This window comes from Streptomyces sp. NPDC045846 (genome assembly GCF_056431605.1).
The window spans coordinates 390,273-404,949 of the sequence record NZ_JBWKKJ010000007.1 but is presented as its reverse complement, the minus strand read 5'-3'; the positions used below and the strand labels follow the sequence as shown (position 1 = coordinate 404,949).

Below are 14,677 nucleotides of genomic sequence, written 5' to 3'. Positions count from 1 at the left end.
GGGATCAGATGCGGTCGAGTACCCGGGTGAGCAGCTCGCCCATGCGCGCCGCCGAGTCGCGGCCCGCCTGGAGCACCTCTTCGTGGTTGAGCGGCTCGCCGGTCAGGCCCGCGGCGAGGTTGGTGACGAGCGAGATCCCGAGGACCTCCGCGCCGGCCTCGCGGGCGGCGATGGCCTCAAGGACGGTCGACATGCCGACCAGGTCGCCACCGAGCACGCGGACCATGTTGATCTCGGCCGGGGTCTCGTAGTGCGGGCCGGGGAACTGGACGTAGACGCCCTCTTCCAGGGTCTCGTCGACCTCCTTGCACAGCGCGCGCAGCCGCGGCGAGTACAGGTCGGTGAGGTCCACGAAGTTCGCGCCGATGATCGGCGAGGTGGCCGTCAGGTTGATGTGGTCGCTGATGAGGACCGGCTGGCCGGGGCGCATGCCCGCGCGCAGACCGCCGCAGCCGTTGGTCAGCACGACGGTCTTGCAGCCGGCGGCGACGGCGGTGCGCACGCCGTGCGAGACGGCGGCGACGCCGCGGCCCTCGTAGTAGTGCGTGCGGCCGAGGAAGACCAGCGCGCGCTTGTCACCGATCTTGTACGAGCGGATCTTGCCGCCGTGCCCCTCGACGGCCGGCGGGGGGAAGCCCGGCAGCTCGGTCACGGGGAACTCGGCCTCGGGGGCACCGAGGGCGTCGACGGCCGGCGCCCAGCCGGAGCCCATCACCAGGGCGACGTCGTGGGTCTCGGCGCCGGTGAGCTCGCGCAGGCGCGCGGCGGCGGCGTCGGCGGCGGCGTGGGGGTCCTGGAGCAGGTCCGGGGTGGCAGATGCGTTCACTGAGTCTCTCGCCTCGCGAAGGAACGTCGTCCCGCCCGGTGACTGTCCGGCCGGGTCCGGGGGTTTTCCCCCGGTAAAGAAGAATTACGCGCACGAGCGTAACCGCTGAAGTCCTACGCGCGTAGATGTGCAGGATAACGGACCTGTCCGATCCCTTTGTGGCTTCGCACGAGAGCGGCGTCGCACACGGGCGAGGCCCGGCCCCCACTCGGGGGCCGGGCCTCGGTCCGGCTCAGCAGGGCCGCTTGCGCAGTTCCATCACGTAGTCGTGCGGCGCGCCCGCGGACTCCGCCGCGTCGGCCAGCTCGCCCAGGTACCGCGCCGAGGGCAGGCCGCCCTCGTACCCGTTCAGGACGTACAGCCAGGCCGCCTCCTCGCCGTCGAGGGTGTGCACCCGCACCCGCATCCGGCGGTAGATGTCGAGCCCGACCCCCTCCCAGCGGTCCATCGACTCCTCGTCGAGCGGCGCGATGTCGTACAGGGCGACGAAGACCTGCGAGCGGGGTGCCTCGACGATCGTCGCGAGGGCGCCCTCCCAGCCCATCTGCTCCCCGCCGAACGTCAGGCGCCAGCCGTTGAGCCAGCCGGTGCCGCGCAGCGGTGAGTGCGGGGCGCGGCGGGTCATCAGCCGCGGATCCAGGTTGCCGGCGTACGCGGCGTAGAGCGACATGGTGACGAGGGTACGACAGTGGCCCGCGGGGGCACTTCGCGCGGCCCGTTCGCACCCGGGCCCCGCCGGATCCCGCCAGGGCGGCCGAATGGCGCCCCCGGGGCGAGGACACTTGAAGCGTGCGGGACAATGAGGTACGTACTGCGTTCCCCCGGGGCCCCGCCCCGGACCCCCGGCCGGGCGGGCAGGCAGGCCGGGATCGACACTACGAGGCGGACTTTTTCGTGACGCGGATCGTGATCATCGGTGGCGGACCGGGCGGATACGAGGCGGCCCTGGTGGGCGCCCAGCTCGGCGCGGAGGTGACCGTCGTGGACTGCGACGGTCTGGGCGGGGCGTCGGTGCTGACCGACTGCGTGCCGTCGAAGACCCTGATCGCGACGGCCGAGGTGATGACCACCTTCGACTCTTCGTACGAGGAGTTGGGCATCCTCGTCGCCGACGACACGCCTCCCGAGGAGCAGTCCGCCCGGGTCGTCGGCGTGGACCTCGGCAAGGTCAACCGCCGCGTCAAGCGCCTCGCGCTCGCCCAGTCCCACGACATCACCGCCTCGGTGACCCGCGCGGGCGCCCGGGTCATGCGCGGCCGCGGCCGGCTCGCCGGGCCGCAGGGCATCGACGGCACCCGCGACGTGATCGTCACCGCGGCCGACGGCACCGAGGAGATGCTCACCTGCGAGGCCGTCCTCATCGCCACCGGCGGAAGCCCGCGCGAGCTGCCCGACGCACAGCCCGACGGCGAGCGGATCCTCAACTGGACGCAGGTGTACGACCTGGACGAGCTCCCCGAGGAGCTCATCGTGGTCGGTTCCGGCGTCACCGGCGCCGAGTTCGCGGGCGCCTACCAGGCGCTCGGCTCCAAGGTCACCCTCGTCTCGTCCCGCGACCGGGTGCTGCCCGGCGAGGACCCGGACGCGGCCGCCGTCCTGGAGGACGTGTTCCGCCGCCGCGGCATGAACGTCATGGCCCGCTCGCGCGCCGAGTCCGCCAAGCGCGTCGGCGACCGCGTCGAGGTCACCCTCTCCGACGGCCGCGTCATCAGCGGCTCCCACTGCCTGATGGCCGTCGGCGCGATCCCGAACACCGCGAACATGGGCCTGGAGGAGTCGGGCGTACGCCTCAAGGAGTCGGGCCACATCTGGACCGACAAGGTCTCGCGCACCTCCGCCCCCGGCGTGTACGCGGCCGGCGACGTGACCGGCATCTTCGCGCTGGCCTCGGTCGCCGCGATGCAGGGCCGGATCGCCATGTACCACTTCCTGGGCGACGCGGTGGCCCCGCTGAACCTGAAGACGGTCTCCTCCAACGTCTTCACCGACCCCGAGATCGCCACCGTCGGCTACACCCAGGCCGACGTGGACGCGGGCAAGATCGACGCCCGGGTCGTCAAGCTGCCGCTGCTCCGCAACCCGCGCGCCAAGATGCAGGGCATCCGGGACGGCTTCGTCAAGATCTTCTGCCGCCCGGGCACCGGCATCATCGTCGGCGGCTGTGTGGTTGCGCCGCGCGCCAGTGAACTGATCCATCCGATCTCGATCGCGGTCGACAACAATCTGACGGTCGAGCAGATCGCGAATGCGTTCACCGTGTACCCGTCACTGTCCGGCTCGATCGCCGAAGTGGCCCGTCAGCTGCACACCCGGAAGAAGGCCGGGGAGGCGTAACTTCCCTGGTGGGACGGGGGGTTGTCGAGTGGGCGCCGGGCCACGTGGGTTTCCGGCGGGCATATACCACTCGGTGACCCCCTTTGGGTGCACCTTCTGTTATTCGGCGCAAACTGCTGAAAAGATTCGGCCGCCCAGGTTACTGTCAGTTTCGTGTTCGCTGCAGAACGTCGCCAATTGATCCTCGAAATGGTGCGCGCCAACGGTGCGGTATCGCTCCGTGAGCTCGCCCGCGTCGTCCAGACCTCCGAAGTGACCGTACGGCGGGACGTGCGGGCGCTGGAGGCCGAAGGACTCCTCGACCGCCGGCACGGCGGTGCGGTGCTGCCGGGCGGGTTCACCCGCGAGTCCGGCTTCCCGCAGAAATCCCATCTAGCGACCGCGGAGAAGACGGCCATCGCCGATCTCGCCGCCGGTCTCGTCGAAGAGGGCGAGGCCATCGTGGTCGGCGCCGGGACGACCACGCAGGAGCTGGCCCGCCGGCTCGCACGGGTCCCGGGCCTGACCGTCGTCACCAACTCCCTGCTGGTGGCACAGGCGTTGGCGCACGCCAACCGGGTCGAGGTCGTCATGACCGGAGGCACCCTGCGCGGCTCCAACTACGCCCTGGTGGGCAGTGGCGCCGAGCAGTCCCTCCAGGGCCTGCGGGTCTCGCGCGCCTTCCTGTCCGGGAGCGGGCTGACCGCCGAGCGCGGCCTGTCCACCTCCAACATGCTCTCCGCGAGCGTGGACCGCGCGCTGGTCCAGGCGGCCGCCGAGGTCGTGGTCCTGGCCGACCACACCAAGCTCGGCACCGACACCATGTTCCAGACGGTGCCGACCGACGTCATCACCCGCCTGGTCACCGACGAGCCCCCGGCCCACGACGACCGGGCCGTCACCGAGTTGCAGGCCCTCGCCGACCAAGGGGTGCAGATCGCCGTGGCGGGCCCCTCGGGCGCGGCCGGTGAGAACGGCCCGGGCCGGCCACCGCGCCGCGACATGCCGCTGCCCGGCCAGCGCCGCAGCCACGGACCCGGTGCGGGCCCGCAGTTGCGCAGCGCCGCGGCGATGGGCGAGCCGCAGGGGCCCGGCGAGCGGGCCCGCGTGGCGGACCTGCGACGGCGCTGACCCGGCTCAGTCCTTGAGGCCCCGGTAGGTCAGGGCCAGCAGCCGATCGGCCAACTCCGGGTCGTCCGGGGACTGTTCGGCCGCCAACGCGATGGCGTTGGTCAGCTGCATGAGGTCGGCGATGGTGACGCCTGCCCGTACGGAACCGGCCTCCCGGGCCCGTACGAGCAGGGCGTCGCCCGCCTCGCGCATCGGCTCGCTGCACCGGGAAAGGGCCGAACTCGCGTCGCCCGACGCCGACATGAGGGCCCGGGCCAGGCCTCGGTACACCCCCGCGTGCGTGATGGTGGCGCGCAGCCACTCGATGAGGGCGGTGCAGGGCTGCTCGGCGTCCAGCAACTCCCTTGACCGGGCCAGGAGTACGTCCACCTCGCTCTGGAACACCGCGCTCAGCAGGGCGTGGCGGGTGGGGAAGTGGCGGTACAGGGTGCCGATGCCCACGCCGGCCCTGCGGGCCACGTCCTCCAGGGAGGTGTCCGTGCCGTGTTCCGCGAAGGCGGTTCGGGCGGCTGCCAGCAGGCGGTCGTGGTTGCGTCGTGCGTCCGCCCGCAGGGGCCGGGCCCCTGCCCCCGTTTTCCCATCCATCCCCCCAGCATGCCACCCGGGCTCCCTGGGGCTCCGCCCCAGACCCCCTTCCGCTGAGCCACTCTGCGGCTCCGCCGCGTGGCCTCCGGGGGAAGACGCCCCTGGGGCTCCGCCCCGGGCCCCTTCGTCTGCGGACCGTGCGTGGTTGCTCGCGCAGTTCCCCGCGCCCCTTGGCAGTACCGGTGCTGGCCTGCATGGGCATCTTCAGCCCGTCCGGCATTTGAGGACGAGCGCCGTTCAGGCGCGAACGGGGGGGGCTGGGGGCGGAGCCCCCGGGGGTTGGAACGCGGGAGCCCCGGCCGAGGTCGGCCGGGGCTCCTGGGTGGGGCGGGTCAGTCCTTGATCTCGCAGATCATCGCGCCGGACGAGACCGAGGCCCCGACTTCCGCCGCCAGCCCCTTGATCGTGCCGGAGCGGTGCGCGTTCAGCGGCTGCTCCATCTTCATGGCCTCCAGGACGACGACGAGGTCGCCCTCCTTGACCTCCTGGCCCTCCTCGACCGCGACCTTGACGATCGTGCCCTGCATCGGAGAGGCGAGGGTGTCGCCGGAGGCGGCGGAGCCCGCCTTCTTCGCGGCACGCCGCTTGGGCTTGGCGCCACCCGCCGCGGCGGTCCGGGCCAGCGTCATGCCGAGCGAGGACGGCAGGGAGACCTCAAGACGCTTGCCGCCGACCTCGACGACGACCGTCTCGCGGCCCGGCTCCTCGTCCGTGTCCGCGTCGGCCGGGGCCGTGAACGCCGGGATCTCGTTGACGAACTCGGTCTCGATCCACCGGGTGTGGATACGGAACGGGTCGGCCGTGAACGCGGGGTCGGCGACGACCGCGCGGTGGAAGGGGATCGCGGTGGCCATGCCCTCGACGTTGAACTCGGCGAGCGCGCGCGCCGCGCGCTGGAGGGCCTGCTCACGCGTCGCGCCGGTCACGATCAGCTTGGCCAGGAGCGAGTCCCAGGCGGGGCCGATGACGGAGCCGGACTCGACGCCCGCGTCCAGGCGCACGCCCGGACCCGAGGGCGGCGCGAACACGGTCACGGTGCCGGGCGCGGGCAGGAAGCCGCGGCCCGGGTCCTCGCCGTTGATGCGGAACTCGAAGGAGTGGCCGCGCATGACCGGGTCGCCGTAGCCGAGTTCCTCGCCGTCGGCGATGCGGAACATCTCGCGGACCAGGTCGATGCCGGTGACCTCTTCGGTGACCGGGTGCTCCACCTGGAGGCGGGTGTTGACCTCAAGGAAGGAGATCGTGCCGTCGGCGCCGACGAGGAACTCGACGGTGCCCGCGCCGACGTAACCGGCCTCCTTCAGGATGGCCTTGGACGCGGCGTACAGCTCCGCGTTCTGAGCCTCCGTGAGGAACGGGGCGGGCGCCTCCTCGACCAGCTTCTGGTGGCGGCGCTGGAGCGAGCAGTCACGCGTGGAGACCACGACCACGTTGCCGTGCTGGTCGGCCAGGCACTGGGTCTCGACGTGGCGGGGCTTGTCGAGGTAGCGCTCGACGAAGCACTCCCCCCGGCCGAAGGCCGCGACGGCCTCGCGCACGGCGGAGTCGTACAGCTCCGGTACCTCTTCGAGGGTGCGGGCGACCTTGAGGCCGCGGCCGCCGCCGCCGAAGGCGGCCTTGATCGCGATGGGCAGGCCGTGCTCCCGCGCGAACGCGACGACCTCGTCGGAGCCCGAGACCGGGTCCGGGGTGCCCGCGACCAGCGGAGCACCGGCGCGCTGGGCGATGTGACGGGCCGCCACCTTGTCGCCGAGGTCACGGATGGCCTGCGGCGGCGGGCCGATCCAGGTCAGGCCCGCGTCGAGTACCGCCTGGGCGAACTCGGCGTTCTCGGAAAGGAATCCGTAACCCGGGTGGACGGCGTCCGCCCCCGAGTCGGCCGCGGCCGCGAGCACCTTGGCGATGTCCAGGTAGCTGGTCGCCGGGGTGTCACCGCCCAGGGCGAATGCCTCGTCCGCTGCCCGGACATGCAGTGCATCCCGGTCCGGATCGGCGTAGACGGCTACGCTCGCGATTCCGGCATCCCGGCAGGCCCGGGCAACGCGGACAGCGATTTCGCCACGGTTGGCGATGAGCACCTTGCGCACGATGGCTCCCTCCTTGAAACAAGCTGAGTTTAGGGAAGCCGCACACTGGCTTACGACCCATCCCCAATGGTGAGCTTGCCCACACGGAGTGTGATTCGAGGCACGCTCAAGTCGCGAAATCCCTTGTCGCACCACGGTACGCCGGGCTCCCGTACCGCACAGTAGCGGTGCGGTGTGGTCAAGGTCTCTGTCCCGGCGGCCAGCAGGTCCGTGCGTTTCTTTGTGGAGTCCCTACGAATGGCCGAATGATTCTTTGCGGCCCGGTGCCCGCGCGGCGAGGGGCGGGGTCGCGGACCGGCCACGGTTGTTGTCCAGACTCTTGTACGAAGCATTACCGGTTAGTAGCGTGCGCAACCCAGCCGTACTAGGGGTAACAGGGGGTGTCGCGCGGTGTTGCGCCGACCGATCGCCATCGTGGCCGCGCTCGTTCTCTTCGCCGAGGCGTGTGCCGTGGTGCTCGTCAACTGGGTGCTGGGCAAGGTCGCCGACAGTCAGCACATGTCGATGGCGGGCCTCGATCCGCACGCGATATCCACCGGAGCGTGGGTCGCGGGCGCCCTGTTCGGACTCTTCCTCGCCGCCTGCGGGGTGATCCTGCTGATCACCGGCGTACGCGACCGGGCCCCCGGCCGCGTCGCCCGCATCGCGGTGATCGCCTGCGCGGTGGTGCACGGCGTGCTCGGCGCGCTCACCGTGGGTCTGGTCGGCTGGCCCGCGTTCGCCTGCATGATGGTCGTGCTCGCCCTGCTGGTCTTCGTCCTCCTGGCGTACGTGAAGGAACGGCCGGTGCCGCAGGACGGGGCGCCGGACGGCACCCCCGCCGCCGCCTGAGCGGGGGCGTCAGGCCCAGAGGTCGGTGATCGAGACGCCGAGCGCGGCGAGCAGCCTGCGCAGCAGCGGCAGCGAGAGGCCGATGACGTTGCCGTGGTCGCCCTCGATGGAGTCGACGAAGGGTGCCGAGCGGCCGTCGAGCGTGAACGCCCCCGCCACGTAAAGGGGTTCACCGCTCGCCACGTACGCCGCGATCTCCGCGTCGGTGGGCTCGCCGAACCGTACGACTGTGGACGCGGTCGCCGAGGCGCGCTCGCCGGTCGCGGTGTCGATCACGCAGTGCCCGGTCTGGAGCACCCCGGACCGGCCGCGCATCGACTTCCAGCGGGCCGTGGCGTCCTCGGCGTCGGCGGGCTTGCCGAGCGCCTGGCCGTCCAGTTCGAGCACCGAGTCGCAGCCGATGACCAGCGCGTCGGCGGCCTCGGGGCGGACGGCCACCGCGTCGGCCTTCGCCTCGGCGAGTACGAGGGCGAGTTCGGCGGGGCTGGGCGCGGTCAGCGCGTCCTCGTCGACGCCGCTGACGATCACCTCGGGGGCGAGCCCCGCCTGGCGGAGCAGCCCGAGCCGGGCGGGTGATTGGGAGGCGAGGACGACGCGGCGCTGAGCAGTCATGGGCGCCATCGTAGGCGTCCCGGCCACCGCCGTGGGCCTCAGTGCAGGCCGACGACGAGCATCGCGGCCACCATGGCCAGCGCGAGGAACAGCCCCGCCCGGCGCATCATCGCCTGGGCGTCGCGCAGTTCCTTCGGCGGCTCGTTCTCCGGGTCTGACCACAGCATGCCCTCGATAGTGCGACCGGCGCTCGAAGTGCGCCTGAGTACGGGTACTCAGGCCGCCCGGTGTCCCGTACTTCATCTCCCGTTCGACCGGAGGCATTTACTCCCGTCCCGCTAAAAGGTTCCCAGGTTCCATTAGTCCGACGGGGCTGTTACTGTGCTGACTTAACGGAACCAGTGAACCGTTAGCGAGTGCCACGTCGGCGGTTCGCGGAAGGAACAGGGGAGATCCGCCATGAGTGAATCCGTGAACAAGTCGAGGAACGCGTACGTCCGCGCGGCCGGTCGCCGGGGCGCCGTGCCGCTCGCCGCCGGGGCCGCGGCCCTCGCCCTGCTCGCCGGGGCGCAGCCGTCCTCCGCGCGGCCCCTGGCTTGGGGTGCCGCCTGGGCCGCGTCCCCGCAGCTCGCTGCCACCGGGTTCACGCCCAACTGGTCGCAGGAGGGCTTCTCGCGGCAGAGCGTGCGCCAGGTCGTGCGCGTCACTGAAGGGGGCGACCGGATCCGCGTCCGGCTCTCCAACGCGTACGGCACCTCACCGCTCGCCCTCACCGGCGCCACCGTCGCCCGAGCGGGGAAGGGGGCGGACGTCGAGCCCGGCTCCGTAAGGGAGTTGACCTTCGGCGGCAGCAGGTCGGTGAGCATTCCGGCCCACGGCGAGCTGCGCAGCGACGCCGCGGCGCTCGGCGTCGAAAGGCTGGAGTCGGTCACCGTCACGCTCTACTTCGCCGGGACCACCGGGCCCGCCACCTTCCACGCCCAGGGCTTCACCGACACCTACCGGGCCGAGGGCGACCACCGCGCCGACCCGTCGGGCCGTGCCTTCACCGAGTCGAGCCGGTCGTGGTACTACCTCTCCGGCATCGAGGTGAGCGGCCGGACCAGGGGGAACGGCATCGTCCTGTTTGGGGACTCCCTCACCGACGGCTTCGGCTCCACCCCGGGCGCCAACCGGCGCTACTCCGACGCGCTGGCCGAACGCACCGGCCGGCCCGTCCTCAACGCGGGCATCGGAGGCAACCTCCTGCTCAACGACTCGGCCTGGTACGGCGAGCGGTCGGCCGCGCGGTTCGAGCGGGACGTGCTCGACCAGCCCGGCACCTCCACCGTCGTCGTCCTCGAAGGCCTCAACGACATCGGGTTCAGCGAGGCGCGGAAGGGGGCGAGGCCGCAGCCCACGTACCAGCCCGCGCCGGTCGTCTCCACCGCCCAACTCATCGCTGGATACCGGGAGTTGATCCGCCAGGCGCACGGCAGGGGGCTCCGCGTCGTGGGGGCCACGCTGCTGCCGCTGAAGGGGTCCGACCACTGGGGGGTGCACGCGGCGCGGGTCAGCGGCGAGGTCAACGACTGGATCCGGACGGCCGGTGCGTTCGACGCCGTCGTCGACTTCGACAAGGCGCTGGGCTCCGGGGGCGATCCCGACCGGCTGGCCGCCGCCTATGACTCGGGTGACGCGCTGCACCCCAACGACGCGGGGTACCGGGTCATGGCCGAGGTACTGGCCAAAGCCCTCTGACCCCCTGAGGGGCTCCGCCCCTCGAACCCCGGCGGGGGCTCCGCCCCCACACCCCCGTTCGCGCCTGAACGGCGCTCGTCCTCAATCGCCGGACGGGCTAAAGATGCCAGCACTGGCCCGCCCCAGTACCGCCAGGGGCGCGGGGAACTGCGCGAGAAGCGGGCACGGCGGGCGGACGAAAGCGGGTTTCAAGGGGCGCGGGGAACTGCGCGAGCAACCACGCACGGCCCGCAGCCGAAAGGGGGTTTGGGGGCGCGGGGAAGGCGCGAGCAAGCGGGCACGGTCCGCGGATCGTAGGGGGAAAGGGGCGCGGGGAACTGCGCGAAAGGCCATAGACGGCCCACCGTCGACAGGCCCGCACCCCTCAGCTCGGCGACGCCCTCAGCTCGGCGACGCCCTCACGCCGGCCAGTACGTCCTGGCCCAGGACCGCGCCCCCGGGCTCGGCAGCGCGCGCCGGGCTATCCGGGCCGGGTCGGACCAGCCCTCGGGCGGCTGTGGCGCACCGGGCGCGGCCGAAGCCGTCGCCGCGGCGCGCGCCTGGACCACCGCCAGGGCGGCGGCCAGCTCCTCCGGGGTCGGATTGCCCCGTACGACCTTGATCACAGCGGCTCCTTGCGGGGTGGCTAGAGGGGGATGTTGCCGTGCTTCTTCGGAGGGAGGGATTCCCGCTTCGTCCGCAGCTGACGCAGGCCCCGCACGATGTGGGCGCGGGTCTCGGACGGCATGATCACCGCGTCGACGTAGCCGCGCTCGGCCGCGATGTACGGGTTGAGCAGGGTGTCCTCGTAGTCCGCGATCAGCTCGGCGCGGGTCGACTCCTGGTCCTCGGCCGCGGCGATCGTGCGGCGGTGCAGGATGTTCACCGCGCCCTGCGCGCCCATCACCGCGATCTGCGCGGTCGGCCAGGCCAGGTTGAGGTCGGCGCCCAGGTGCTTGGAGCCCATGACGTCGTAGGCGCCGCCGAACGCCTTGCGCGTGATGACGGTGATCAGCGGGACCGTCGCCTCGGCGTACGCGTAGATCAGCTTGGCGCCGCGGCGGATGATGCCGCCGTACTCCTGGTCCACGCCCGGCAGGAAGCCCGGCACGTCCACGAACGTCAGCACCGGCACGTTGAAGGCGTCGCAGGTGCGCACGAACCGCGCGGCCTTCTCGGAGGCGTTGATGTCGAGGCAACCGGCGAACTGCATCGGCTGGTTGGCGACGATGCCGACCGGGAAGCCCTCCACCCGGCCGAAGCCGGTGATGATGTTCGGCGCGAACAGGGCCTGCGTCTCCAGGAACTCGCCGTCGTCCAGGACGTGCTCGATGGCCGTGTGCATGTCGTACGGCTGGTTCGCCGAGTCCGGGATGAGCGCGTCGAGCTCGCGGTCCTCGTCCGAGGTCTCCAGGTCGGCCTCCTCGGGGAAGGCCGGGGGCTCGCTCAGGTTGTTCGACGGCAGGTACGACAGCAGCGACTTGACGTACTCGATGGCGTCCTTCTCGTCGCCCGCCATGTGGTGGGCCACGCCCGAGGTGGTGTTGTGGGTGCGGGCGCCGCCCAGCTCCTCGAAGCCCACGTCCTCGCCGGTGACGGTCTTGATGACGTCGGGCCCGGTGATGAACATGTGCGAGGTCTGGTCGACCATCACCGTGAAGTCGGTGATCGCGGGGGAGTACACCGCGCCGCCCGCGCACGGGCCGACGATCAGCGAGATCTGCGGGACCACGCCGGAGGCGTGCACGTTGCGGCGGAAGATCTCGGCGAACAGGCCGAGCGCGACCACGCCCTCCTGGATGCGGGCGCCGCCGCCGTCGTTGATGCCGATGACCGGGCAGCCGGTCTTCATCGCGAAGTCCATGACCTTCACGATCTTCTCGCCGTACACCTCGCCCAGCGAGCCGCCGAAGATGGTGAAGTCCTGCGAGTAGACGCACACCGGGCGCCCGTCGACGGTCCCGTACCCGGTGACCACGCCGTCGCCGTACGGGCGGTTCTTCTCGATCCCGAAGTTGGTGGAGCGGTGCCGGGCGAACTCGTCGAGCTCCACGAACGAGCCCTCGTCCAACAGGAGCTCGACCCGCTCACGGGCCGTCAACTTGCCCTTGGCGTGCTGCTTTTCGATCGCGCGCGCGGAGCCGGCGTGGGTCGCCTCGTCGATACGACGCTGAAGATCCGCGAGCTTTCCGGCGGTGGTGTGGATGTCGACGGTGGCGTCGCTCTGGGCGTTTTCCGGCTCGGACATCGGGATGCGGCTCCCTGCCTGGTCACGGGGGTGGTGGCTACTGACTCGTAGGGTAGTGGCGCGGATACGGTTCGGCAGTGCGGCGTTTGCCACACCCGGGGCGGCTTGCAATTGCGGCCTAACCTGGCTGCATGACACCCCCGGACGCTTCCGACAGCCGCTGGTCCGACCTGGACCGGCCGCCCCTGAACACCACCGCGCTGCGCCGCGCCCTGCTGGGGCCGGACTCCCTGTGGACGTCCCTGGACGTGGTCACCGCGACCGGCTCCACCAACTCCGACCTCGCGGCCAAGGCGGACGGGCTCGACGAGGGAGCGGTCCTGGTCGCCGAGGAGCAGACCGCGGGGCGCGGGCGCCTGGACCGGCGCTGGTCGGCGCCGGCCCGCTCCGGGCTGTTCTTCTCCGTCCTGCTCAAGCCCGGTGCGTCGGTCCCGGTGGAGCGGTGGGGGTGGCTGCCGCTGCTCACCGGGGTCGCGGTGGCGACGGGGCTCGCGCGGGCGGCGGGCGTCGACACGGCGCTGAAGTGGCCCAACGACCTCCTGGTCACCGTGGGCGCCGAGGAGCGCAAGGCGGGAGGCATCCTCGCCGAGCGGGCGGGCGCGGAGGGCGTCGTCGTGGGCATCGGCCTCAACGTGACGCTGCGCGCCGACGAGCTCCCCGTGCCCGGCGCGGGCTCCCTCGCGCTCGCCGGTGCCGTCTCCACGGACCGCGACACCCTGCTGCGGGCGGTGCTGCGCTCCCTGGAGCAGTGGTACGGGACGTGGCGCGACGCTGCGGGCGACCCGGCGGCGTCCGGCCTCCAGGAGGCGTACGCCGCGGGCTGCGCGACGCTCGGCCGCTCGGTGCGTGCGGAGCTGCCGGGCGGGCAGTCGGTACGGGGTGAGGCGGTCGCGGTGGACGGGGACGGGCGCCTGGTCCTGGCCACGGAGGAGGGTGTCCGGCGGCCGGTGGCGGCGGGCGACATCGTGCATCTGCGCGCCGGGTGACGGGCGCCGCCTCTCCGCGCCGGAGGGCCCGCCCCACCGGGCCGCGCCCGCCGAGTGGCCGGGGGAGGCGCCCCCGCCAGGGGGAGGAGACGTGAGCTACGGCACACCTGCCGTATCGTTGAGCCCGATCCAGCGACAGATCGGCAGGGCAGTGCGCAGGCAACGGGCAGGAGGCGGCCGGTGACCGTCGACGAGACACGGTCCGGGGCGGGCGCCGGTACCGGTACCGGCGGCAGCTCCAAAGGCGCCTCCGGCACCCCTTCGGACGCCCCGGCCTCGGCGTACCCGACGCCGCACCACGCCGTCGACCACACCGCCGAGCCCACCGACGACCCGCTCGCCATCCGGCTCGAGCAGCTGATCCTCGGCGCGGACCGGCGCTACACCCCCTTCCAGGCGGCCCGTACCGCGGGCGTCTCGATGGAGCTGGCGTCCCGGTTCTGGCGGGCCATGGGGTTCGCCGACATCGGGCAGGCCAAGGCGCTCACCGAGGCCGACGTGCTGGCCCTGCGGCGGCTCGCCGGTCTGGTCGAGGCGGGGCTGCTCAGCGAGCCGATGGCGGTGCAGGTCGCGCGCTCCACGGGGCAGACCACCGCCCGGCTGGCCGAATGGCAGATCGATTCTTTTCTGGAGGGCCTGACCGAACCCCCCGAGCCGGGCATGACGCGTACCGAGGTCACCTACCCCTTGGTCGAGCTGCTGCTGCCCGAGCTGGAGGAGTTCCTCGTCTACGTGTGGCGGCGCCAGCTGGCCGCCGCCACCGGGCGCGTGGTGCAGGCCGCCGACGACGAGGAGATGGTGGACCGCCGCCTCGCGGTGGGCTTCGCCGACCTGGTCGGGTTCACCCGGCTCACCCGGCGCCTTGAGGAGGAGGAGCTCGGCGAGCTGGTCGAGGCCTTCGAGACGACCGCGGCCGACCTGGTCGCCGCCCATGGCGGACGGCTCATCAAGACGCTGGGCGACGAGGTCCTGTTCGCCGCCGACGACGCGGGCACCGCGGCCGAGATCTCGCTGCGGCTCATCGAGACGATGGCCGGGGACGAGACGATGCCCGCGCTGCGGGTGGGCATCGCGTTCGGCACCGTCACGACCCGGATGGGCGACGTGTTCGGCACCACCGTGAACCTCGCCAGCCGCCTCACCTCGATAGCGCCGAAGGACGCCGTCCTGGTCGACGGGGCGTTCGCCGAGGAACTGTCCCGCACCGGCGACGCCCCCGTCTCCGAGGCGCAGGCCGCGCAGGACGCGCTGGCCGCCGAGAAGGCCGGGAAGGAGGGCGAGGAGCCGGCCGCCCCCGCGAAGTACCGCTTCTCGCTCCAGCCCATGTGGCAGCGGCCCGTGCGCGGCCTCGGCGTGGTGGAGCCCTGGCTCCTGCACCGGCGCGAAGCCTAGGCACTGC

The 14,677-nt window shown here is 72.2% G+C and carries 14 protein-coding genes; 6 read left to right on the top strand and 8 right to left on the bottom strand.

Annotated elements, in window-relative coordinates:
* Positions 1-4: 4 nt before the first annotated feature.
* Positions 5-826, bottom strand: a complete 822-nt coding sequence (locus tag AC07F3_RS22105) for a purine-nucleoside phosphorylase (protein WP_479116172.1) — start codon at positions 824-826, stop codon at positions 5-7.
* Between the two features lie 232 nt (positions 827-1,058).
* Positions 1,059-1,496 carry a gamma-glutamylcyclotransferase family protein gene (locus AC07F3_RS22100; protein WP_100575073.1) on the bottom strand — a complete coding sequence of 146 codons (438 nt, stop codon included), beginning with the start codon at positions 1,494-1,496 and terminating at the stop codon, positions 1,059-1,061.
* A gap of 224 nt (positions 1,497-1,720) precedes the next feature.
* Here AC07F3_RS22100 and AC07F3_RS22095 point away from each other — a divergent pair, with 224 nt between their 5' ends.
* Positions 1,721-3,160, top strand: coding sequence for an NAD(P)H-quinone dehydrogenase (locus AC07F3_RS22095; RefSeq protein WP_120721740.1), 1,440 nt, complete (start codon positions 1,721-1,723; stop codon positions 3,158-3,160).
* A 153-nt stretch (positions 3,161-3,313) separates the two neighbouring features.
* A complete protein-coding gene (locus tag AC07F3_RS22090) occupies positions 3,314-4,270 on the top strand; it encodes a DeoR/GlpR family DNA-binding transcription regulator (protein WP_479116171.1) in 957 nt (318 codons plus the stop codon).
* A gap of 6 nt (positions 4,271-4,276) precedes the next feature.
* Here AC07F3_RS22090 and AC07F3_RS22085 read toward each other — a convergent pair whose 3' ends face one another.
* Both AC07F3_RS22085 and AC07F3_RS22080 read right to left on the bottom strand, forming a co-directional pair.
* Positions 4,277-4,855, bottom strand: a complete 579-nt coding sequence (locus AC07F3_RS22085) for a TetR/AcrR family transcriptional regulator (RefSeq protein ID WP_479116170.1) — start codon at positions 4,853-4,855, stop codon at positions 4,277-4,279.
* Between the two features lie 332 nt (positions 4,856-5,187).
* Positions 5,188-6,942 (bottom strand): acetyl/propionyl/methylcrotonyl-CoA carboxylase subunit alpha, encoded by a 1,755-nt coding sequence (locus AC07F3_RS22080; RefSeq protein ID WP_479116169.1) that lies wholly within the window; start codon positions 6,940-6,942, stop codon positions 5,188-5,190.
* A 393-nt stretch (positions 6,943-7,335) separates the two neighbouring features.
* Between AC07F3_RS22080 and AC07F3_RS22075 the strand changes: the two genes are divergently transcribed.
* Positions 7,336-7,773, top strand: a complete 438-nt coding sequence (locus AC07F3_RS22075) for a hypothetical protein (protein WP_479116279.1) — start codon at positions 7,336-7,338, stop codon at positions 7,771-7,773.
* A 9-nt stretch (positions 7,774-7,782) separates the two neighbouring features.
* Here AC07F3_RS22075 and AC07F3_RS22070 read toward each other — a convergent pair whose 3' ends face one another.
* Both AC07F3_RS22070 and mmpB read right to left on the bottom strand, forming a co-directional pair.
* Positions 7,783-8,394: a Maf family protein gene (locus AC07F3_RS22070; protein WP_114037018.1), complete on the bottom strand. Its 612-nt coding sequence runs from the start codon at positions 8,392-8,394 to the stop codon at positions 7,783-7,785.
* A gap of 29 nt (positions 8,395-8,423) precedes the next feature.
* Entirely contained in the window at positions 8,424-8,552 is a 129-nt protein-coding gene (gene mmpB, locus AC07F3_RS22065; RefSeq protein WP_479116168.1) for a morphogenic membrane protein MmpB, read from the bottom strand.
* Positions 8,553-8,784: 232 nt separating this feature from the next.
* On the opposite strand from mmpB, the gene AC07F3_RS22060 reads away from it, so the two are divergent.
* A complete protein-coding gene (locus AC07F3_RS22060) occupies positions 8,785-10,065 on the top strand; it encodes an SGNH/GDSL hydrolase family protein (RefSeq protein WP_479116167.1) in 1,281 nt (426 codons plus the stop codon).
* Between the two features lie 398 nt (positions 10,066-10,463).
* On the opposite strand, the gene AC07F3_RS22055 is transcribed toward AC07F3_RS22060, so the two are convergent.
* Both AC07F3_RS22055 and AC07F3_RS22050 read right to left on the bottom strand, forming a co-directional pair.
* Positions 10,464-10,670 carry an acyl-CoA carboxylase epsilon subunit gene (locus AC07F3_RS22055; protein ID WP_479116166.1) on the bottom strand — a complete coding sequence of 69 codons (207 nt, stop codon included), beginning with the start codon at positions 10,668-10,670 and terminating at the stop codon, positions 10,464-10,466.
* A gap of 20 nt (positions 10,671-10,690) precedes the next feature.
* Positions 10,691-12,292, bottom strand: coding sequence for an acyl-CoA carboxylase subunit beta (locus AC07F3_RS22050; protein WP_479116165.1), 1,602 nt, complete (start codon positions 12,290-12,292; stop codon positions 10,691-10,693).
* Positions 12,293-12,423: 131 nt separating this feature from the next.
* Here AC07F3_RS22050 and AC07F3_RS22045 point away from each other — a divergent pair, with 131 nt between their 5' ends.
* Together AC07F3_RS22045 and AC07F3_RS22040 are read left to right on the top strand one after the other, a co-directional pair.
* Positions 12,424-13,278 carry a biotin--[acetyl-CoA-carboxylase] ligase gene (locus AC07F3_RS22045; RefSeq protein WP_479116164.1) on the top strand — a complete coding sequence of 285 codons (855 nt, stop codon included), beginning with the start codon at positions 12,424-12,426 and terminating at the stop codon, positions 13,276-13,278.
* Positions 13,279-13,458: 180 nt separating this feature from the next.
* Positions 13,459-14,670 carry an adenylate/guanylate cyclase domain-containing protein gene (locus AC07F3_RS22040; protein ID WP_479116163.1) on the top strand — a complete coding sequence of 404 codons (1,212 nt, stop codon included), beginning with the start codon at positions 13,459-13,461 and terminating at the stop codon, positions 14,668-14,670.
* The last annotated feature ends 7 nt before the right edge of the window (positions 14,671-14,677 follow it).